We start from the raw sequence: 21,673 nt of genomic DNA on the forward strand, positions 1-21,673 counted from the left end.
ACCTCTCCTCTTCCTACTAGTTATTTTTATATGAAACTGCTAACTTACCAGATTGGCACAAAAGTATTGATTTCTTCCAGCACTGCTTCTATTTCCTCTAAAACAGAAGCGTTTAACTCTAGGCCGGATGCCTTCACATTTTCTTCTACCTGTCCAGGTCTGCTTGCCCCTATAATGGCTGAGCTGACATTAGGCTGTCTTAACACCCATGCTAATGCAAGCTGTGATAATTCCACTCCTAGACCATTCGCAATGGCTGAAAGTTTCTGAACACGTGTCAGCACTTCGTCATTCAAGTAGCTTGTAATCCATTTATTTGTTTCTTCATTTGCTGCACGGCTTTCAGATGGCACTTGCTCGTTCGGCTTGTATTTTCCTGTTAAAATACCTTGTGCAAGCGGGGAGAATACAACTTGGCCAATTCCCTCCTTCTCACTGACAGGAATCACTTCTTTCTCAATATAGCGGACCATCATATTGTAGATTGGCTGATTAGAGATGAGCGGTCTTAAATTCTTCTCTTTGGCAATATGTGCAGCATCGGTTATTTGCGCTGCCGTCCATTCGCTTACACCTGCATAAAGAATCTTTCCTTGTGCAGTTAGATCATCGAGTGCTCTTAAGCTCTCCTCTACCGGAGTTTCCGAGTCAAAGCGATGGAATTGATACAAATCTATATAGTCTACACCTAATCTCTTCAAGCTTGCATCACATTGCTCCATAATATGCTTTCTCGACAGTCCCCTGTCATTCGGACCATCTCCCATCGGGAAGAAAACCTTTGTTGCCAGCACGTAGCTTGAGCGGGAATAATCTTTTAATGCTTCCCCAAGGACTGTTTCTGCAGCTCCCTTATTATAAGCATTTGCCGTATCGAAAAAGTTGATGCCAAGATCATATGCCCTGTGAATACAAGCTATGGACTGCTCCTTTTCCACTGCGCTTCCATATGTAAGCCAGCTGCCTAGTCCAATTTCGCTTACTCTTAAGCCAGAGTTTCCTAGTTTTCTGTACTTCATTTCTAATCACCCAACCTATTCGTTTTTTTTAGCCATGCTTATGTGAGAATCTGCCACAAATGTGACAGCTTCCCACAAAGTTTTAGATCATCAAATTAGAAACGCTTACAATTATATTATAAAGGGTTCAAAATAAATGTCTATACTTTATATAAATTAGAATAGACATTTAAGTTTCATCCTACTTCCAAAGATGTATGCTGAGACGTATAAAGATGCCAATATTGTCCTTTTCTTTCCATTAATTCATCATGTGTGCCTTCCTCTGCAATTCGTCCCTTATCAATGAACAAAATTCTTGTTGCACTTTGAATGGTAGAAAGGCGGTGAGCAATAATGAAGGACGTTCTTTTTGCAAGCAGTGTTCCTAAGCCTTTTTGGAGAGCAAGCTCTGTTTCTGTATCAATGGAAGAAGTTGCTTCATCTAATATTAAAATTCTTGGGTCTGCCAGCAGTGCTCTTGCAAAGGAAATAAGCTGCCTTTGTCCTGCAGAAAGCCTTGTTCCTCGCTCATTTACCTCTGTTTCATAGCCATCCTTTAATGTCATAATGAAAGCATCGGCCTGAACCGCTTTTGCTGCTTCTATTACTTCCTCATCGCTTGCATCGAGACGTCCGTAGCGGATATTATCCATAATTGTTCCCGAAAAGATAAACGGATCCTGAAGCATAATGCCCATTTGCCTTCTGAGTGAAGGGATTGTTACTGTGCTGATATCCACCCCGTCTATTTTAATTTTGCCTCCATTCAAGTCATAGAAGCGGCTGATTAAACTAACAATGGATGTTTTCCCAGATCCTGTCGCCCCGACAAGCGCAATCGTCTCTCCAGGCTCAGCCCTGAAATGCACATCCTTCAAAACCCTTTCCTCTCCTTCATAACCAAACTCAACATGCTCAAACTCGACTTTTCCGTTAATTTGCTGAAGCACTTTTCCATCTGGATTATTGCGCACTGTCGGCTTTTCATCCATCATTTCAAAAATTCGCTCCAAATAAGCCATTGCATTAATGATTGCATTATAGAAGTTGCCGATATTGGAAATCGGCGTCCAGAACATCCAAATATATCCGACGAACGCTACTAAAGCACCGACGGTTACTCCTTGCCCAATCATCGAAATCCCTGCAACATAGATGAAAGATACTGTCAAAACAGAGATGTTTTCAATCGATGGCCAAAGAAGAAACTGAATATAGACAGCTTTCATCCATGACTTTTTGTAGCCTTTAGATACATCTTCAAAGATTTTCTTGTTCTCTTCCTCCCTTGCGAATGCTTGGGTTACCTTCATGCCATTGATGCTTTCATGGATATAGGCGTTCATATTAGACTGTTTATTGCTTAAGTCCTGCCAAGCCTTGCGTTGAGCATTTTTTATAAAAAAGATAACAATGGCTAACAGAGGGAAACCAACCATTGCATAAATAGCCAAACGTACGTCGATGGCAAACATAAACCCGATAATGACAATCAAGCTAAATATATCCGTAATCAAGTTGATAAGCCCATTAGAAAGAAGATCACTAAGTGAATTCACATAATTGACGACCCGCACCAATATTTTTCCGTGGGGACGATTATCATAAAAGGAAAAGGACAGTGATTGAATATGTGTAAACAAGTCCTTGCGAATGGTCTTAATAACATCCTGACCAATCTGGGCCATCATCCTGATCCGGTACTTCATACAAATTCCTGTGATAATCAGCGCTCCTAAATATATACCTGCAAGCAGCGACAGTCCGCCGATATTCCCTTCTGGAATTTCTTTATCGATTGCCTGCTTGATGAGATAAGGACCAATTAGATTAGCACCGCTTGCCACAAGCATGATAAGAATCGTGACGATGATTTTTTTCTTATATGGCTTTATATAACCAAACAAGCGCTTTAGATGAGCAAAACTAAACGGTGTTTCTAACTCCTCATCCACATCGAACTTATTTCGTGCCACTAGATCACATCCTCATCTCTGTGCTTTTGTTCGAAGTTTCCATATTGATTTTTATACACATTAAAGTAATAACCCTTCTTCCGCAGGAGTTCATCATGTGTGCCTCGCTCCATAATTGCGCCATTATTCATCACCAGTATTTGATCTGCATCTTTTACAGAAGAAATTCTATGGGCAATGATAAAGCATGTTTTGTTTTTTTGAATAGATTTCAATGTTTGCTGAATTCGGTGCTCTGTTTCCATGTCAAGGCTTGATGTTGTATCATCAAGAATCAGGATGGACGGATCTTTTAAGATAGCTCTTGCCAGTGCAATCCGCTGCCTTTGTCCGCCAGACAGTCCGACACCTCTTTCCCCGACAATGGTGTCATAGCCTTCTGGCAAATCTTTAATAAAATCATGGGCATCTGCTAATTTTGCAGCAAGTTTAACTGCTTCATTAGATGTATTGGGATCACCGTAAGCAATATTGCCTTCAATCGTATCAGAAAACAGGAAGATATCTTGCATAACCATTGCCATTCCTGTGCGGAGCTGCTGCAGCTCCCAGTCCTTCACATTTCTGCCGTCAATCTTGACCTCACCGCTTGTCGCATCATAAAAGCGGCTAAGCAAATTAACCATTGTTGACTTGCCTGCTCCTGTCGGTCCAATGATGGCTAGTGTTTGACCTGGCTTCACTTTAAAGCTGATATCCTTCAAGATGGGTTCCTCTCCATAGCTAAAGGACACCTTATTAAACTCCACGACGCCTTTATAGTCGCCAATTGGAACAACGTTATCGAGACTGGCTATTTTTGGCTTTGTCTCTAGGAGATCCTCCACCTTTTCGGCAGATGCTATAAAGCGCTGTACATCATTTAGCAGCCAGCCAGCCATTTTCATTGGGTTGCTTAACGCCCATATGAATGAATTAAACATTACTAGCTCTCCAAATGTGAGTGTGCCTTTAATAACCATCACACCACCGGCAAAAATCATCAGCACTGTCAGCACACCAGCCAAGGAATCCAAAATCGGCAAATATTTTTCCCAAATTTTTGATGATTTTAAGTTCTTATCTTTAAATCCTTCATTGGCAATCGAAAATTTAGCGATTTCATAATCTTCTTTCGCAAAAGCCTTTACTACCCTGTTTCCACTGATATTCTCTTGAACGACTGAATTTAATTTCGCAAACTGGTTGCGAATCTCCGTAAAGGTCGGCCGGACATCCCTTGTCAGCCTGAAAGCGAAGAAGCCAATCACTGGTGTTACAATCAGGAGAGTAAGCGCCAAGGGCGGATGTATATAAAACATAAAGGCAACTGCAAACAGTAAAATGGTGGCGTTTTCAAAAATCATGTAAATCGTCCATGCTGTGAAATGCCTGACCGCTTCCATATCCCCTGTCATTCTTGCCATAATATCGCCTGTTTTAGTACGGTCGTAAAAGCTGAAATCCAATCTGTGCAGGCGGTCATACAATTGTTCTCGTATATTGTAAATAACATTTTGTGAAACATTCTCAAAAATCATCTGATACGTATAGCGGATTATCGTCCTAATAAATGTTCCAGCAATCATGATACCAAGTATCGGCCACAGCAAATGAAGCTGCTTGCCATACATAACATCATCCACCATCTTCCCAGCCAAATAAGGGTTTAACACACTTAAAGCTGATACGATGACTGCGCAAAAAAGGCCGATAGCTATCTTAAGACGATAAGTATGTAGAAACCCCCATATCCATCGCAGACTATGCATCTAGTCGGCTCCCCCTTCTATCTTTTTTTCCTTTACAGCAGCATGTATTTTTTAGCTCCCTCCCTTAAAACAAACATTACCGAATAATCATATTAGCGTTACTTGCTTTCTATGTATGTCCTCCAAATAAAATCTATCATTTTTTTAATAGACCAAATTACACAGCAACCTCTGCTTTCTTTTTCTTCCATTTAAATGTAAATATAAATCTCGCACACGTCCCGTAGATGGCAGGAGCGAAGAATAGGAAAAAAATGAAATTAACATAAATCAACAAATAGATAATTAAAATCACTAAAAGCAAGATAAAGGAACGAAAGGGTTTCTTCACAACTAGAAAAAGACTGACCAGCACAGTGTTCTTTATTGGCAATTGCAGGTGCACTAAATTCCAAGCTAAATAAGTAAAGAAAATAATGGATAGCAAAAAAGCATATATGCACACAAATTTAAGGACTGCTGCCGCAAACGAGTCAATTGTTTGTGGAAACGGCAGAATGATGAAGGTTCCGATATAGATAAATAAACCAAACATAATCGCAGACAGTCTTTTATTGTTGGCATATTTAGGGCTGATCTCTTGAAACAGCTTGCGCACAGAAGTGCCGTTTCCTTTGAATATCTCATCAATAACCGCCAGTAATGTGGATGTGGAAGAAATCAATCCGCATACAAAAAAGCCTTTTCCTGCATAAAACCAAAATAATAAACTTGCCCTGACTAAACGGTATGTAATGTCCATAAAAGAAAAAAACTTGCTGTCGATGAATCGGCTTTTATACAAGATACTCCCTCCTTATAAAAAAAGGCTGCCTGAAACCAGGCCGACCAATACAAGGTTTCCCGTATTAGGTCAAAGCATTTCCAGACAGCCTCTTTATTGTTATTTCAAGCCATATTCTTTGCGGATTTGATCTGCTACTTCCTTCAGCTGTTTCTCTGCATCCTTGCTGCCATTAAGATTGATGTTATCAATGACAGGCTGGATTTTACTTACAATTTCAGCATACTCAGGAATGTAAGGAGCGTTCATAACCGTTCTGCCTTCTGCTAAAATTGTTGACAATGCTTTCGCATTTTCAGGCGCATTTGCCATTGACTCAATTTTATCTGCATTCCTTTTTACGACAGGCACTGCTGATATTGTGTCTACCTGCAGGTCTTGACCTTTTCCAGTAGTCAAGAATTCAAGAAGCTTATATGCTTCGTCAGGATGCTTCGTCTTTGAGCCAATTCCGATTGGAAGATAAGAAGCTGCTGCTACATTTCCTGCTTTTCCTGCCGGAAGTGGAACAACATCCCATTTGAAGTTAGCGTTTTTCGATGTATCAGACCAATCCCATGGTCCCATCATTTTCATTGCTGCTTGACCAGCGAGGAACATATTGGATAAACCTTGGCTTTGAGCAGAAGTTGGCTGCACATGATATTTATTGATCAAGTCTGCCCCAAATTTAATTGCCTCAATAGATTCAGGCGAATCAACGATAACTTCCTTGCCATCCTGGCTGACAAAACCTCCGCCATTTTCAACAAGCAATTCATTTGTATAGAAGTTTTCCATACCGAACTGAACTGTTTTGCCGTTTTTCTCGACTGTCAGCTTTTGAGCTGCTGCAAGGAAATCATCCCATGTCCAGTCATCCTTAGGATATTCAAGACCAGCAGCATCAAACATATCCTTGTTGTATCCAAGCATGAAGGCAGATGCATCACGAATAAGTGCATACTGTTTTCCATCCACTTGGCCTAGTGAAAGAACATTTGGCATATACTCTTCTTCATTGATTTCTTTATCAGATAAATCCATCAACACATCTTTACCCACAAATTGACCGAATGCAGAAGGCTGAAGCCAAACTAAATCAGGCTGATCGCCGCCAGCAGACATTGTCAGGAATTTATCATTGAATTTATCATATGGTGCATAGACTTGCTTTACTTTAATTCCAGGGTTCTCTTTTTCAAATTCCTTAAAAATTTCCCCTTCCAGCTTTGTTCCTTCTGGATTATTATTCCATACGAGAATACGCAGTGTTACATCTCCTGATTCCCCGCTAGCAGACTCAGAATCTGAGCCAGAACAGCCTGCTAAAAATGCAGATAGAGCTAATACAAAAGTTAACAGTAAAGCACTTAATTTCTTTTTCTTTCTCACGTGATTTACCCCCTTAGGTAATGTTTTTGTATGGATAACGGATAAATGAGATTCATTTATCCAAGTGATACCATAGATTAGCCCTTTCCGCCTGTTGTAGCAATTCCTTGGACAAAGTACTTTTGACCAACAAAGAAAATGATAATAAGCGGTAAGATAATAAAGACGCTCGCTGCCATCATCGGTCCCCATTGAATTAAGAGAGCCCCTTTAAATTGCAGAATTCCCAGTGCAAGCGTATATTTGGAATCATCATTTAAATAGATTAATGGATTAAGAAAGTCATTCCACGTCCACATAAAGCTCAACAAAGCGACAGTAATAATAGAAGGAACTGATAACGGAACGATAATTCTCCAGAAAATACCGAAAGGACCACAGCCATCGAGATAGGCACTCTCTTCTAGCTCCTTTGGGATTGTCTTAAAAAATTGACGCAGTAAAAAGATGAAGTAAGCGCTACCAAAGAAAGATGGAACAATTAGCGGCAGGAACGTATTAACCCACCCCAGCTTAGAAAAAATCATATAGACAGGAATCATCGTTACTTGTGGCGGAAGCATCATTGTTCCAAGCAAAAGCACAAACCAGAAATTCCGTCCTTTCCCTTTTATCCTTGCAAAACCGTATGCGACGATTGTAGAAGAAACAACTGTCCCAATAACTACACATACAGTGACAATAATAGAGTTCATGTAATACTGCCCAAAGTCCACTAGTGTAAATACTTCTTTATAGTTCGCTAAATCCCATTCCTTTGGCAGCAATGTCGGTGGAAATGCCATTGCTTCATTTTCCGGTTTTACAGAAGTTCCAATCAGCCACAAAAAAGGGAATAAAAAGAGAATAGAAAGTGCAATAAGTAAAAAGTAAGTAAGTGCCTTTTCCGCTTTTCTTCCTTTCTTCATGCTGCGCAGTTTCTTTGCTTTCATTGCAGCAGTCGGCTTCGCAGGTGTTATTTCCATAACTGCCCCTCACTTTCCTTATTCATCGTATTCGTAATACACCTTTTTCCCAAATACTTTAAACTGAATTAATGTGAAGATAAGAATGATAATGAATAAAATCCAGGCGAGTGCAGACGCATACCCCATCTTAAAGAACTTAAAGGCATCCTGGTATAAATAGAATACATAAAACAGAGATTTATAGTTTGGTCCGCCATTGCCGCTGCTGACAACATAGGCTTGTGTGAATATCTGAAAAGAACCAATCAGCCCCATAATCAGATTGAAGAAGATAACATTAGAAGTCATCGGGATGGTAATATTCCAGAACTTATGGAATTTGCCTGCCCCATCCAGTTCGGCTGCTTCATACAGAGATGCGGGAACACTTTGAAGTCCTGCGAGATAAATAACCATACCGCCGCCAGCACCCCATAAGCTCATAATAATCAGTGTCGGCTTTACCATACTTTCACTTAACAGCCAATTTGATGTCGGCAAATGAAAAAAGGACAGGATGCTGTTCGCAATACCGAAATCCGGCTGAAAGATTAATATCCATAGCAACGAGCTGGCAACTGTTGGCACTAAGGAAGGTAAATAAAAGATTGTCCGGAATACCCCCATAAATCTCACCTTTGTGTTCAGCAAGACAGCAAGCATGTAACCGACAACTAAACCAAGAGGAACGCCGACAATTGTATAAAAGAAGGTATTCCATAATGACTGCCAAAACAGCGGATCTTCAGTAAACAGCTTTTTATAGTTTTCTAATCCGACCCAATTCGCTGCCCCAAGTCCTGAGTAATCAGTAAAGGACATGTATAGGGAATACACCATCGGGCCAGCCGTAAAGACGAAAAAGCCGATCAGCCATGGCAAAATAAATAAGTAAAACAATAAAGTTCTCGATTTATTCATTTGCTTCACCTTCCATTTGATAAAATCACCAACTGCAATTCTTGCTTGCTAAATCACTCCCCCCCTTTTTCTTTATCTTAAAAAACGCAATACTTTAACCATCATGTAACTACTTTTTGTCAGTTATTTAACTTACAAATAAAGTTATGTAAGCCTTTTCAACTACAATTACATATTAACTTCTTAATTCAAAATTATCAATATATTTTTAAAGTATTTTACCTAAAATTTTTAAACTTATTAAGTAATTAAATTAGTTTAGTAACCTAAAATAGTCAGTACAACCCTCGTACTTCTCCAACATGCGTATTTATACCTATAACAAAAAAGCTTTTATATATAGAAGATTATCTATACACTTAAACCAATTTCTACAGTTAAGTTAATGCTACTTTCTATAAGATTACCGATTACTTAAATTAATTCAAATACTTATTGTCTTCCATATTTATAATTGATACAATCAAACATATAATGTTGTAAGGGTTTTCATTCCAAATGGCGAGGTGCAGTGATAATGGCAATCCATGTAAATCTAGAAACGAAGGAATTTCATTTGTGTAACGACAAAATCAGCTATATTTTCAGAGTGCTAGAGAAATCCAACCAGCTTGAGCATTTGTATTATGGAAAAAGAATTCGTCACCGTGCGTCTTTTAGGCATTTAATTGAAAGGGAGATACGGCCATCCTGCAATTTATTTGAACATGATCATACTTCCTCCTTCGAGCATATTAAGCAGGAATATCCGAGCTTTGGGACAACTGACTACAGGCAGCCAGCCCATATGATCACAGATAACATCGGCAGCAAGGTAACAAACTTTTGTTATGAAAGCTATAAGCTTATCAAAGGTAAACCAGCACTTGAAAACCTCCCTGCTGTGTATACAGAGGCAGAAGCCGAAGCAGACACATTAGAAATAACTCTTTACGACAGCGTGCTTCAGGCAAGTCTCATCCTCAGCTATACGATATTTCGTGATCGCAATGTTATTTGCAGAAGTGCGAGGTTCCATAATACATCTGGCAGTCCCTTCTTTCTCGATTCAGCGATGAGTGCATCTGTCGATTTGCCTGATGACCAATTCGAGATGATTGATCTTGCAGGTGCATGGGCAAGAGAGGCACATATGGAAATCCGTCCTTTATCCCCCGGGATTCAATCGGTGTACAGCTCAAGAGGTGCAAGCAGTCATGCCCATAATCCCTTTGCCGCATTTAAGCGCTTCGACACGACAGAGCATACAGGGGATGTTTATGGTTTCAGCCTTTGTTACAGCGGTAATTTCCTTGCACAAGCAGAGGTTGATACATATGGAGTTTCCCGTATTATGATGGGCATTAATCCGTTCCAATTCAGCTGGAAGCTTAATCCTGGCGAAACATTCCAGACACCAGAATGTATTATGGTATATACAGATGAAGGCTTAAATGGAATGAGCCAAACATTTCATCAGTTATATCGCGAGCGTCTGGCGAGAGGTTATTGGCGGGATCGTGCCAGACCTATTCTTATTAACAATTGGGAAGCTACTTATTTTGATTTCAATGAAGAAAAGATTCTTTCTATAGCTGAAACAGCCCAAAAGTTGGGTATTGAGCTGTTTGTCCTTGATGATGGCTGGTTTGGCAACAGGAATGACGATACCTCCTCTCTTGGTGACTGGTTTGCAAATGATCAGAAGCTTCCCGGCGGTATTAAAGGATTGTCTGAGAAAATTAACCTACTGGGAATGAAATTCGGTTTATGGTTCGAACCAGAAATGGTATGTAAAGATACTAAGCTGTTTAAAGAACATCCTGACTGGATTATTGCAACACCTGGCCGCATGTCTTCACATGGGCGCAACCAATTTATTCTAGATTTCAGCAGAGATGAAGTGGTGCAGCATATTTTCAAACTCATGGATGAGATAATTGAAAATGCTGAAATTAGCTATATCAAATGGGATATGAACAGATACATGACAGAAGCCTACTCAACTAACCTGCCAATTGATCAGCAAGGAGAAGTGAGCCATCGCTACATCCTTGGTGTATACAAACTGTACGAGATGCTTCTGGCGAAATACCCAAAAATCCTGTTTGAATCTTGTGCCGGCGGAGGCGCCCGATTTGATCCCGGTTTGCTTTATTATGCACCGCAAGCTTGGGCGAGCGATAATACAGACGCTGTCGAGCGTTTAAAAATTCAGTATGGCACAAGCTTCGTCTATCCGCTCTCTTCCATTGGCAGCCATGTGTCTACTGTTCCAAACCACCAAGTTGGACGGATGACACCATTGGACACACGGGCGAATGTCGCTTACTTTGGCACATTTGGTTACGAATTGGACATAACCAAGCTTAACGATGAAGAGAAAGAAAAAGTCAAACAGCAGACTGCTTTCATGAAAGAACACAGAGACTTTATCCAAAAGGGAAATTTCCACCGTATATTATCACCGTTTGATTCCAACGAGGTATCTTGGATGGTTGTCGCAAACGATAAGAAAAAAGCAATTGTCGGCTATTATAAAATCCTCGCTAAGCCAAACGAACGTTATCACAGGCTTAAGCTGACAGGACTTGATCCTGACAAACTATATTCCATTGAAGGCAGAAACACACAGCATTATGGGGATGAGCTCATGAATGTCGGCATTCTGCTTTCCGAGGATTATACTGACCGTGCACAAGACTACTGGCAGCGGGAGAAGCCTAGCGACTTTGCTTCCTGCTTGTTTATCTTGACTGAAGCTTAAAATAAACAACTCGATTTTTAGGAGGACATCACATGACGAATTATATGGTTTTCGACGTTGGAGGCAGTATGATTAAATTCGCTGTTATGAAGGACGATGGCGAATTTATCGAAAAAGGCGAACTGCCAGTTTCCGACTCAGATTTCAGCCTGTTCCAGGAAACAATCATTGAGACAGTGCTGGAGAACAAGGTAAAGCATCAAGTTGCAGGGATTGCCTTCAGCTGTCCAGGTGGAGTCGAAAGCGATACAGGCATTATCGGCGGTTCCAGCGCACTTCCCTGTATTCACGGACCTAATTTTAAAACCATTTTCAGTGAGGCGACAGGACTTCCTGTTGAGCTGGAAAATGATGCGAATTGCGCTGCATTAGGAGAAGTCTGGAAGGGTGCGGCAAAGGAAAACGAAAATGTGCTGTTTACAATCATTGGCACAGGGATAGGCGGAGCGATTATTAAAAACCGCCGCATTCATAAAGGCGCCAATCTCCATGGCGGAGAAATAGGCTATATGGTGCTGCAAGTAGTAAAGGAAGACGGAAAAACAGCCTTCCAAACATGGAGCCAGCTAGCTGCCACAGGCGCTTTAGTTAAAAATGTCGCCAAACGCAAAGGCATGAAGCCAAGTGAACTGAATGGAAAATTAATCTTCGAGAAAGCTGCAGAAGGGGATGAGATTTGCCTAGAAGAAATTGATGAATTTTATCTCCGCTTGGCGCAAGGTATTTATAATATCCAGTATGTGTACGATCCAGAAAAGATTATCCTCGGCGGAGCCATCAGCAATAGAGATGATTTGATTGAGCAAATCTACAAAAAAATCGATCTTCTGCTCGAATCTGTGCAGGCTGCAAAAATTAGACCAATCATTGAGTCCTGCCAATTTAAAAATGATGCTAACCTGCTTGGAGCACTATATCACTATTTGCAATGCCAAGCACCTGAATCGGTGGAAGCATAACAAAAAGAGGGGGTTTATAAGCGATAGCTTACAGACTCCCCTCTTTTTGTTTACTTAAGGCTTTTCACTGAATTGCGATGAATAATCTTGCCATTAATTAAGGTTCTGCCGTATTTTTCATTAGGATTATGAAGCTTTTCCATTATTATTTTTACAGCAGCCTTTGACATTTCTTTAATATTTACCTCAACCGTTGTGAGCAGCGGCTCCGTTAAAGCAGCGTAAATCGAATTATCAAAGCCGACAACTGAGCAGTCATCCGGTACTTGATAGCCGTTTTTTTGCAGGTTGTTAATCAGATTATAGGCAATCTCATCATTATTGCATACAAACGCTGTCGGCATGTCATCAGGAAAGCTTATATCAATATATCTGCCTCGCTCATCACGATCATTAATAATATAATCCTGCCTCAATTCAATTCGATGCTCTAACAGCGACTTGTAGTAGCCTAGAAATCTGTCTTGTATGCTGCTAGTCGCATATATGTTGCCGACATAGGCAATTTTTTTGTGGCCGTTTTCCACAAGGTAATTCGTTAATTCAAAACCGCCGAAGAAATTGTCTGTCAGCACAGAATCAATTTCGTTTTGATCTGTGTAAAAGTCTAAAAAGATTACAGGACTGTCAATCTTCTGTATCTCTTTCACATAATCGTTGCCGATCTGCCCAAGAATAATGAAGCCGTCGACCTTTTTCTCACTGTAGATTCGCGGCAATACTAGCTGGTCCTCATCCTCCTGACCCAAAATATAAAGGATGCCAGAGTAATGATAGCCATCAAGGATTCTTGTCAACATTTGATAAAATTGCAGATAGAATGATTGTGTCTTCCCTGTGAAGCGCTCTGGAATGACAATACCTAAATTGTAAGACAGCCCATCCTTGATTGACTTTGCATGTGTATTAAAACGGTAGCCCATCTCATCTGCCAATTGCTTTATTTTCTCTTTTAATTCTTCACTGACCCCATCTTTATCATTTAGCGCTTTGGAGACAGTCACACTGCTGACACCTAATTTATTGGCGATGTCACGCATCGTAACATTGCTTCTCACAAAAATTCCTCCGATATAAAATAGTTCTAACAACATAATACATTCATGGAAATACTATACTATAAGATTCGCATTTTCTACATCCAAAAGCAAATCATGCAGACTACATATCCGCAAAAAAGGCATGTACTTTGTCTCCTAATGTCCTTATATACTCATGGCCATACTCAAAATAGATCAGCATCTTCTTATCTGATTGAATTTTATTGTAGGCTGCAAATTGCGTAGAAGGCGGACAAATCTCATCCTCCATCCCTGTTGCCCACAATACATCCGCCTTGATTCTGTCAGCAAGATGCTGGATATCTATATACCCTAATTTTTCGAATACCGCTTCCTCCCGCTCATGATTAGGATCAATAAATTTGAAGTAATAATGAATTTCTTCATAAGCAGAACTCGCTATATCAAGCTCCCATGCCCTTTTAAAGTCGGAAAGAAACGGGTAGACAGCAGCTGTTTTCCTGATTCGAGGCTCAAGACTTGAACAAGCAACCGCCAGGGCTCCGCCTTGTGAGGCACCGTAAGCGCCCACTCTTGATTCATCAACCTTCTCCATCGCAAACAAAATTCTAGCTGCCTGAACCGTATCTAAATAAACATTGCGGTAATACAGTTTGGCTGTATCCTCTTCATCTATCCCTCTGATGATATGCCCTTTTAATGTTGTGCCCTTTACTTGAAGAGTATCTTCAGAAAGCCCGCCTTGTCCGCGGCAATCCATCGCCAGAATCGTATATCCTTCAGCAGCATAGCCGATTTTATCAATCCAGTCACCGCTGTTCACATGATAGCCATGAAACCAAAGCAAACCAGGACCTTTCTCTGTTTGCCCTTTTGGTCGGACAAGCTGGCAATGCACTTTCGCACCATTGATACCTGTAAAGTATAAATGATAACATTCTGCCACCCTGCTTTCGAATGCAGCTGGGATTAACTCGTATTCTAACGAGTGCTCATTTAATTCTTGCAGGCCTAAGTTCCAATAAGCATCAAAATCAGCTGGCTTTGGATTTATTCCTTTGTATTGATTCAGTGCATCCAAGGGCATATCGAATTTCATCAGGCATTCCTCCATTTTATTTTCACGATTTTATGTATGCGTTATCATTTTGTTTAACTTAAACGATAACTTAATTATAAAACGTTATGAAGTTAACCGTCAATAGAGAGAAAGTTTCCTAGAATGCAAAATAAAAAAGTGATTTCTATGTGAAATCACTTCTGACTGCCGACAAACCTAGTGTTTTTAAGTTATTTTTATTTTAAAGCGGTTGAGAGTTCTCCGAAGTCTACGCTCGCTTTCCGCGGATAAGCACCGCTTCTCGGCAAACTTTCTGCTTCAAGTGGCCTTTTTTACTTCATTGTGCATTCTATTATTTTTTCCCTTTAATTCGCTCTAAAATATCATTACCAAATAATATAGCTAGAATAAAACTACAAACATATAACTCAATATTTTTAGGCAAAAATTTCAATACCCATATAGACATCATAATAGTAGATATGGTTAGAAGATTAATTTTTTCCTCTTGTTTCAATTTTTTTAAATTTGTCACTAATACAATATAGCCAATTGGTGGCGTAAGAATGCAAATGCAATATAGAATTTTTTTTCTTAAATACCAAGGAGATTTTTCCACCATGCAAATCCTTCCAATAAACTATATTTTATTAAAAATTAAATGGGAATAACCATCGTTAACGTTTTTGCAATTGCCGTTTGCCACCCAATTAGGCATACTAGATACCAATGTATTGATTCCACGGTATGCCTTATTTTCAATAGTATCAGTAACTCCTATAAAATTATTTGTTACTTTAATTAGAAGAAATACTTTAATAGCTTTTTTCCATTTCCTTATTGACTCTTTCATATCAAATAGTTTCTTTCTCTCCCTACCCAAATCCTTTGCGTTCACAAAAAGGTCATAATGTTTCGTAAGCTTGATTTCACAAATAAGTCATATTAATTTAGACCAAGGCTGGATATAAATTAATCACTGTAACATGTTATATTTTAATACCGGTCAATAAGATTAAAAGAACTTCCATTTATGACATAATACACCTGTTTGAATTTTAGGCTTAAAGCTAAAAAGCCCCAGTCGAATGTTTAATTCGACTGGGGCTTTTCTACTATACGAGGTGATTTCTATACGAAACCACTTTTTTCAACCATATTAGAAGCCGTTATTTTCTGCGACTGTTTTAAACCATTGTCCACTCTTTTTAATTGTGCGTTCTCCGTCTTTTTCAAGATTAACAGACACAAAGCCATATCTGTTCTTGTAAGCATTTGTCCAAGACCAGTTATCCATGAATGTCCATAGATGATATCCTTTTACGTTAGAACCTTCCTCGATTGCTTGATGAACCCATTTAAGATGGCCTGAAATGAATTCAATCCGGTAATCATCCTGAATGATTCCATTAGGATCACGGAACTTTTCTTCTCCTTCAACACCCATCCCATTTTCTGAGATAAAGCATTCAATATTGCCGTAGTTATCTTTCAAATTAATAAGAATATCATATATTCCTTTTTCATAGATTTCCCAGCCGCGGTGAGGATTCATTTTTCTGCCCGGCATCACATAGTTATCAAAATAGCGATCTGGCATAAACGGAGCTTCTGGATTTGGAAGATGCTCTTTTGCTTTCACTCGTCTTGGCTGGTAGTAATTGACACCAAGCAAGTCGACTGTATTGTTGCGGATGATTTCCAAATCTCCATCCTCTATTTCAGGCATAAAGCCTTCCTCTTTAAGAATATCAACAAGCTCCTGCGGGAATTCCCCTTTCACAGACGGATCAAGAAACGATCTGTTAAAGAAGGCATCAGCAAGCACAGAGGCTTTTACATCTGCCGAATTTTGGCTGCGCGGATATGATGGTGTTAAGTTTAGAACGATACCAATTTTTCCATCTTGTCCTTGTTTTTTATAGGCTTGAATTGCTTTTGCACTTGCAAGTATTGTATGATAGCCGACTTGGACAGCCTTCTTAAAGTCTACTTCATTTGGATAGTGGAAGTCATACAAATAACCGCCTTCTACTGGAACGATTGGTTCATTATGAGTAAACCATTTTTTCACACGGTCCCCAAACAGCTCGAAGCAAGTGCCAGTATAAGCTACATATGCATCAACCACTTCTCTGTTTGCCCAACCTCCGATTTTCTGCAGTTCCATTGGCATATCGAAGTGAAACAAGCCGACAAATGGCTCTACGTCATTTTCAATGAATTCATTAATAACATTATTGTAGAATTCAACTGCTTTCGGGTTTATTTCTCCTTTACCCTCTGGGAAAAGCCTTGACCAAGAAATAGACATGCGGAAGGAGTTATGGCCAATTTCCTTCATTAGTTTAATATCTTCCTTATACTTTACATAAAATTGTGATGTATCTGATGGCCCAACTCCATCAAAAAAACGTTCTGGCTGTTGTTCGTACCAGTAATCCCATATATTTTGTCCTTTTCCGTCAACATTAGCCGCTCCCTCTGTTTGTGTTGCAGATGCAGCAGATCCCCACCAAAAATTATCTGGAAAACGATATTTCACTTCATTATTTACAGTCATTGTGTAATTCCCCTTTCAAAAACCTATCTAAGATGTATTGCTTATAGGAAAAAGCAGGAATACTGCGCTTTGCTGCCGCTAAAGCCAATACTCTGCTTCCTCCCTTCTACAATTGAGTTATATTAAGATGCTTTATTCATTTCTTCTTCTTCCTTCTTCACATTGACACGGTCAATGACTTTCAGGAATGGGAACCAGATTGCAAATACAATCGCCATATTGACAAGCTGCATCAGTCCTCCTGCAAGGGAGTTAGTAGCCATGATGCCGTTGATGAAGAATGGCACAGTCCATGGCACGGTAACGCCAGTAGGCGGCGGAACAATTCCAGTTGACATTGCAAAATAGGTTACTAATGTAACAATCATTGGCGAAATAATCCAAGGCACTACAATCAATGGGTTCATAACTATTGGCAAACCGAAGATAATCGGTTCATTTACGTTGAAAATACCAGGTCCAAGTCCAAGTTTTGCTACTTGCTTCATCTGCTTGCTCTTCATGAATACAAGGATTGCAAATACTACTGCAAGTGTCATACCTGTACCACCCATGCCGACTGTATAAATCTCCATGAACGGTTTTGAAATGATATGAGGGATTTCTTGTCCGCTCGTATATGCAGTCAAGTTTTCCACTTGAAGTGTGTTCCAAATTGGATCCATTACAGAGTTGATGATAATTTGACCATGAAGACCAAAGAACCATAGAATCTGAATGAAGAATACGGCAATAAGTGTCGGAATGATGCCGCTGCCCAAGCCTACAAGCGGTGCTTGAATTGCTTTATAAATAACATCATGCAGATTTGTATCGAAAGCTGCTGTTACAATAACATTCACAAGCAAGAAGAAAGTCAATGTAAGAACGGCAGGAATCAATGCTGCAAACGATTTTGCCACTGCTGGCGGTACACCAGGAGGCATCTTAATAGTGATATTCTTTTGCACGATTGTACGATAAATTTCACCGGCAATAAATGCTGTAATCATACCAAGGAACATGCCCTTCGCACCGAGGCGATCGACAGGAATAACCCCGGAAATAGCATCACCTGTCTCAGGCTGAACGACGAATGGCGTTAATAATAAGAAAGAAACAAGTGCGATTGCACCGCCAAACACAGCCTCCACATTATAGCTTTTGGACAGGTAATAACCGATACCAAACACGACGAACACAGACATGATGCCCATTGTTGCAGAGTTGGCAATTCCAAATAATGATTGGAAGGTTGCAATAGAATCAGCACTCATGAATTTTTTCAAGAATGGCAGGTTTGTCAGTACGACAAAAATGGACCCGAAAATTGTCAACGGAAATGACAGCATAAATGCGTCACGCAGAACAGTTAAATAACGGTTGTTATTTAATTTCCCTGCTATTGGCACCAAATATTTGCTTAATTTTTCAAACACAGGATTCTCCCCCTTTGGATATACAGTAATGTTTATAATTTCTTTTCTTTAAAAATTTCCAGCAATTCCTTAACAAGCTCCTTCATGGAAAGCGTAGACATTAAGTGGTCTTCTGCATGCATTAGAAGAAGAGCGAATTCCACCTTGTTTCCAGATGCCTCCTGCTGAACAAGCTTAAAGTGAATTTCATGAGCAACACTTAAATCTGCCTCTGCCTGTACAAGCAGCTCGTCTGCTGCTTCCGGGTTCCCAGAACGATACTCACGGAGTGCTTCAATGATTTTGCTTCTTGCATTGCCGCTGTGAAGGATAAGCATGAAATTGATTTGTTCTGCCGTTAATGTATTAACATCAATCTTTTCCATTACTTATCACCCATTAAAGCAAGTGCTTGTTCATACGCTTTTTTACCGTCTGCCAAGCCATATGCCATCATGTCGATAACATCTACTTTAATTCCATATTGATCTGCTGCTTTTTGAAGTTCACCCTTCAAGAAGCTCATTTGCGGCCCAATCAAAACTACATCTGCTTCAGCCATATCTTGCTTAGCTTTGTCCTGACCGACAGCCCAAATTTTTGCATCTTCTCCAACTGATTTTGCATGTTCTTCCATCTTTGTAACTAGTAAACTAGTAGACATTCCTGCACTGCAAGCTAGTAATATCTTTTTCATATCGATCATGCTCCTTTATCTTTTATATATTCTATTTCACTAAATCGTTTTCAAAAACCGCTTACATTTATTATTATAATCATTTAATACTATTTGTCTATACATTTAAAAAATAAAATGTAATCATTTTCATTATTTGAAAATAGACAAAAAAAAGATGCCAAGATGGCACCTTCTGTAGTTCTCTTTCTTCCTATTGTATCTGCTGCAGTCCTTTTATCATCACCCGTAAACTTAATAGGAAGTCATCCTTTGACTTCAAACCTTCATTTGGCGAAAGAAAATGGTGATAAATATATGGAGCTTCTTCTTTTGAAATTTCGGCAATAGCTTGGGAGAACTTCTCTTGGATTGCTTCAAATCCAATTTCTTCAAGCAGTCTTTGCTGTTTTTGCTCGTCGAGTACGTATGCCGTCACATATGTATTGATATTGTTAACGGCCTGAAAAATTTTGTCCTCTTGCAAGCCTGCTCGGTGAAAAATGGCGAATGTCCTGTCAATCAGCAGCAACCGCTGCCTTGTTACAGGCAATGTATCCATCATTATTTCTGCTCCATCGGGAACAGACAATAATACTCTCCTTAATTCAAGGGAGAATAACTCAATTTCTTCCTCCCAGCTTTTGCATTCTTCCGGAAATTCAAATTGGCTTGATATGTATTCAGCAAGCAGCTGCAATAGCTCCTGTTTATTTTTTATATACCAATATAAGGCTGGGGCCTTTATTTTCAGCTTAGCTGCAACATTTCGCATCGTCACATGCGATAAGCCGTTTTCATGAAGCAGCTCAAGGGCCGCATCTGTTATCGTTTCTTTGCTGACATTTTTTCTCGTCATGAAAGTCACCTCTTATACTTATATTGTATATTATTTGTGGCAATAATTCTTTACTAACCTATTTAACCATGTTAAACTGCATATTGTTCATTTAACACTGTTAAATAAGAAAAGAGGGTTATACTGTATGTCTTCTAATCAGACAAAATTAGTTCCTGTTATGATTGCTTTAATGCTTGGTATTTTTGTTGCGTCTCTTGACAACACAATCGTAGCCACTAGCATGGGTTCCATTATCGGTGACTTAGGCGGAATGGATAAATATGTTTGGGTTACTTCCGCTTATTTAGTTGCAGAGATGGCAGGTATGCCGATATTCGGGAAATTATCAGATATGTATGGCAGAAAGAAGTTTTTTGTATTTGGAATTCTCCTATTTCTAGCTGGCTCTGTCCTTTGCGGAATGGCAGACTCGATGATACAGCTATGTATTTACAGGGCAATTCAAGGAATTGGCGGAAGCGCCTTGATGCCTATCGCTTTCACTATTATCTGGGATGTCGTGCCTCGTGAGGTCCGCGGTAAAATGAGCGGTATTTTCGGAGCTGTCTTTGGGTTATCGAGCATCGCCGGTCCTTTATTAGGATCCTTTATTACAGAGCAATTCGATTGGCGCTGGATCTTCTTTATTAACATTCCAATCGGAATTATCGCATTAGCATTAATCGTTATTTTTTATAAAGAATCAAAAACACATACGAAACAATTCATTGATTGGTTCGGATTCATATTTTTGCTCGGCTTTACAATAGCTTTAATGTTTGGACTGGAACTAGGCGGAGAATCCTATTCATGGATTTCATGGCAAATCATTTCCCTGTTTTGTCTATCTGCTGTCTGCTTTATCATCTTTCTTGTAGTGGAAAGATTGGCGAAAGATCCGATTTTGCCATTCAACTTATTTAAAGAACGTCTTTATACAACAACTGTATTAACAGGCATGTTTTACGGCGGTGTATTTATGGTCTCAACTATCTATATCCCCCTTTATATCCAAGGAGTAACTGGTGGAACGGCTACCAACTCAGGGCTGCTTCTTTTGCCAATGATGGTAACATCAAGTATTGCAGCAGCACTTGGCGGATCACTTGCCAATAAATTCAGCTATCGATCCATCATGCTTACTTCCGGAATCATCATGGCTGTCGGAACATATTTGTTAAGCACCCTTGAACCAAGCACACCACGCTTAGCTGTTACTATCTATATGATGGTAATTGGACTTGGAGTAGGACCGTCATTCTCGGTGCTTGGAATGGCTGCGCTGCAGAAAGCTTTACCGCAACAACGCGGAATTGCCAGCTCGACAAGCAATTTTCTCCGGTCACTTGGCATGACACTGGGAATTACTGTTTTCGGAGTAATTCAAAGAAACAGCTTTACTGACGGACTTCCGGCAGCAATGCAGGAAGGAGCAGGCAGCGCAGAAAGCGGAAGTATTCTTTCACCTGAAGCAAGAGCACATATCCCTGCAGATATTCTGAAGCAGATTACAGATGTACTCGCAGACTCAATCAGCACAACTTTCCTGTGGACCTTTGTTCCCCTGCTGCTGTCATTTGTGTTTATCCTGTTCATGAGCAAAGAAAAAATTACCGATTCGAAATTAAATCAACAAGGCTAAAAAGCAGAAAGGG

General features: G+C 39.8%; 18 protein-coding genes. 3 read left to right on the forward strand and 15 right to left on the reverse strand.

The genetic code is table 11. The features are described from left to right. Nucleotides 1-44: 44 nt before the first annotated feature. From L8T27_RS16140 to L8T27_RS16170, 7 genes are all read right to left on the reverse strand, one after another. A complete protein-coding gene (locus L8T27_RS16140; protein WP_233316556.1) occupies nucleotides 45-1,019 on the reverse strand; it encodes an aldo/keto reductase family protein in 975 nt (324 codons plus the stop codon). Between the two features lie 176 nt (nucleotides 1,020-1,195). After that, nucleotides 1,196-2,977: an ABC transporter ATP-binding protein gene (locus L8T27_RS16145; protein ID WP_237941868.1), complete on the reverse strand. Its 1,782-nt coding sequence runs from the start codon at nucleotides 2,975-2,977 to the stop codon at nucleotides 1,196-1,198. Continuing rightward, nucleotides 2,977-4,728 carry an ABC transporter ATP-binding protein gene (locus L8T27_RS16150; protein WP_233316558.1) on the reverse strand — a complete coding sequence of 584 codons (1,752 nt, stop codon included), beginning with the start codon at nucleotides 4,726-4,728 and terminating at the stop codon, nucleotides 2,977-2,979. The genes L8T27_RS16145 and L8T27_RS16150 overlap by 1 nt, the downstream gene beginning before the upstream one ends. Nucleotides 4,729-4,885: 157 nt before the next feature. After that, on the reverse strand, nucleotides 4,886-5,512 hold the full coding sequence (locus L8T27_RS16155; RefSeq protein ID WP_237941869.1) for a hypothetical protein: 627 nt from the start codon (nucleotides 5,510-5,512) through the stop codon (nucleotides 4,886-4,888). 99 nt (nucleotides 5,513-5,611) lie between these two features. Further along, nucleotides 5,612-6,886, reverse strand: a complete 1,275-nt coding sequence (locus tag L8T27_RS16160; protein WP_233316560.1) for an ABC transporter substrate-binding protein — start codon at nucleotides 6,884-6,886, stop codon at nucleotides 5,612-5,614. Nucleotides 6,887-6,963: 77 nt separating this feature from the next. Next, nucleotides 6,964-7,851, reverse strand: a complete 888-nt coding sequence (locus tag L8T27_RS16165) for a carbohydrate ABC transporter permease (protein ID WP_233316561.1) — start codon at nucleotides 7,849-7,851, stop codon at nucleotides 6,964-6,966. 18 nt (nucleotides 7,852-7,869) lie between these two features. Next, entirely contained in the window at nucleotides 7,870-8,754 is an 885-nt protein-coding gene (locus L8T27_RS16170) for a carbohydrate ABC transporter permease (protein ID WP_233316562.1), read from the reverse strand. A 517-nt stretch (nucleotides 8,755-9,271) separates the two neighbouring features. Between L8T27_RS16170 and L8T27_RS16175 the strand changes: the two genes are divergently transcribed. Further along, complete coding sequence (locus L8T27_RS16175) at nucleotides 9,272-11,500, forward strand: alpha-galactosidase (RefSeq protein WP_237941870.1); 2,229 nt, start codon at nucleotides 9,272-9,274, stop codon at nucleotides 11,498-11,500. Between the two features lie 32 nt (nucleotides 11,501-11,532). Continuing rightward, nucleotides 11,533-12,459, forward strand: a complete 927-nt coding sequence (locus tag L8T27_RS16180) for an ROK family protein (RefSeq protein ID WP_237941871.1) — start codon at nucleotides 11,533-11,535, stop codon at nucleotides 12,457-12,459. Between the two features lie 50 nt (nucleotides 12,460-12,509). On the opposite strand, the gene L8T27_RS16185 is transcribed toward L8T27_RS16180, so the two are convergent. From L8T27_RS16185 to L8T27_RS16220, 8 genes are all read right to left on the reverse strand, one after another. Further along, nucleotides 12,510-13,517 (reverse strand): LacI family DNA-binding transcriptional regulator, encoded by a 1,008-nt coding sequence (locus L8T27_RS16185; protein ID WP_233316565.1) that lies wholly within the window; start codon nucleotides 13,515-13,517, stop codon nucleotides 12,510-12,512. A gap of 103 nt (nucleotides 13,518-13,620) precedes the next feature. Then, nucleotides 13,621-14,580: an acetylxylan esterase gene (locus L8T27_RS16190; protein WP_233316566.1), complete on the reverse strand. Its 960-nt coding sequence runs from the start codon at nucleotides 14,578-14,580 to the stop codon at nucleotides 13,621-13,623. A 313-nt stretch (nucleotides 14,581-14,893) separates the two neighbouring features. Continuing rightward, a complete protein-coding gene (locus L8T27_RS16195; protein WP_237941872.1) occupies nucleotides 14,894-15,163 on the reverse strand; it encodes a hypothetical protein in 270 nt (89 codons plus the stop codon). A 537-nt stretch (nucleotides 15,164-15,700) separates the two neighbouring features. Continuing rightward, the gene (locus L8T27_RS16200; protein ID WP_237941874.1) at nucleotides 15,701-17,104 is read right to left on the reverse strand and encodes a glycoside hydrolase family 1 protein; all 1,404 of its coding nucleotides are present in this window, start codon (nucleotides 17,102-17,104) and stop codon (nucleotides 15,701-15,703) included. 122 nt (nucleotides 17,105-17,226) lie between these two features. Further along, on the reverse strand, nucleotides 17,227-18,522 hold the full coding sequence (celB, locus tag L8T27_RS16205) for a PTS cellobiose transporter subunit IIC (RefSeq protein ID WP_233316569.1): 1,296 nt from the start codon (nucleotides 18,520-18,522) through the stop codon (nucleotides 17,227-17,229). A 32-nt stretch (nucleotides 18,523-18,554) separates the two neighbouring features. After that, on the reverse strand, nucleotides 18,555-18,887 hold the full coding sequence (locus tag L8T27_RS16210) for a PTS sugar transporter subunit IIA (RefSeq protein ID WP_233316570.1): 333 nt from the start codon (nucleotides 18,885-18,887) through the stop codon (nucleotides 18,555-18,557). Then, a complete protein-coding gene (locus L8T27_RS16215) occupies nucleotides 18,887-19,198 on the reverse strand; it encodes a PTS sugar transporter subunit IIB (RefSeq protein WP_237941875.1) in 312 nt (103 codons plus the stop codon). The genes L8T27_RS16210 and L8T27_RS16215 overlap by 1 nt, the downstream gene beginning before the upstream one ends. A 193-nt stretch (nucleotides 19,199-19,391) precedes the next feature. After that, complete coding sequence (locus L8T27_RS16220; RefSeq protein WP_233316572.1) at nucleotides 19,392-20,036, reverse strand: TetR/AcrR family transcriptional regulator C-terminal domain-containing protein; 645 nt, start codon at nucleotides 20,034-20,036, stop codon at nucleotides 19,392-19,394. Between the two features lie 127 nt (nucleotides 20,037-20,163). Between L8T27_RS16220 and L8T27_RS16225 the strand changes: the two genes are divergently transcribed. Continuing rightward, nucleotides 20,164-21,660, forward strand: a complete 1,497-nt coding sequence (locus L8T27_RS16225) for an MDR family MFS transporter (RefSeq protein WP_237941876.1) — start codon at nucleotides 20,164-20,166, stop codon at nucleotides 21,658-21,660. The last annotated feature ends 13 nt before the right edge of the window (nucleotides 21,661-21,673 follow it).

Origin of the sequence: Niallia sp. Man26, from assembly GCF_022049065.2 — a bacterium.
Taxonomy (GTDB): domain Bacteria; phylum Bacillota; class Bacilli; order Bacillales; family Cytobacillaceae; genus Niallia.

What these genes read in the sequence shown, in the direction of transcription:
- L8T27_RS16215 (WP_237941875.1), bottom strand. Translation starts at nt 19,198, where the DNA reads ATGAAAAAGATATTACTAGCTTGCAGTGCAGGAATGTCTACTAGTTTA.
- L8T27_RS16170 (WP_233316562.1), bottom strand. Translation starts at nt 8,754, where the DNA reads ATGAATAAATCGAGAACTTTATTGTTTTACTTATTTATTTTGCCATGG.
- L8T27_RS16220 (WP_233316572.1), bottom strand. Translation starts at nt 20,036, where the DNA reads ATGACGAGAAAAAATGTCAGCAAAGAAACGATAACAGATGCGGCCCTT.
- L8T27_RS16195 (WP_237941872.1), bottom strand. Translation starts at nt 15,163, where the DNA reads ATGGTGGAAAAATCTCCTTGGTATTTAAGAAAAAAAATTCTATATTGC.
- L8T27_RS16210 (WP_233316570.1), bottom strand. Translation starts at nt 18,887, where the DNA reads ATGGAAAAGATTGATGTTAATACATTAACGGCAGAACAAATCAATTTC.
- L8T27_RS16150 (WP_233316558.1), bottom strand. Translation starts at nt 4,728, where the DNA reads ATGCATAGTCTGCGATGGATATGGGGGTTTCTACATACTTATCGTCTT.
- L8T27_RS16175 (WP_237941870.1), top strand. Translation starts at nt 9,272, where the DNA reads ATGGCAATCCATGTAAATCTAGAAACGAAGGAATTTCATTTGTGTAAC.
- L8T27_RS16190 (WP_233316566.1), bottom strand. Translation starts at nt 14,580, where the DNA reads ATGAAATTCGATATGCCCTTGGATGCACTGAATCAATACAAAGGAATA.
- L8T27_RS16225 (WP_237941876.1), top strand. Translation starts at nt 20,164, where the DNA reads ATGTCTTCTAATCAGACAAAATTAGTTCCTGTTATGATTGCTTTAATG.
- L8T27_RS16180 (WP_237941871.1), top strand. Translation starts at nt 11,533, where the DNA reads ATGACGAATTATATGGTTTTCGACGTTGGAGGCAGTATGATTAAATTC.
- L8T27_RS16165 (WP_233316561.1), bottom strand. Translation starts at nt 7,851, where the DNA reads ATGGAAATAACACCTGCGAAGCCGACTGCTGCAATGAAAGCAAAGAAA.
- L8T27_RS16140 (WP_233316556.1), bottom strand. Translation starts at nt 1,019, where the DNA reads ATGAAGTACAGAAAACTAGGAAACTCTGGCTTAAGAGTAAGCGAAATT.
- L8T27_RS16200 (WP_237941874.1), bottom strand. Translation starts at nt 17,104, where the DNA reads ATGACTGTAAATAATGAAGTGAAATATCGTTTTCCAGATAATTTTTGG.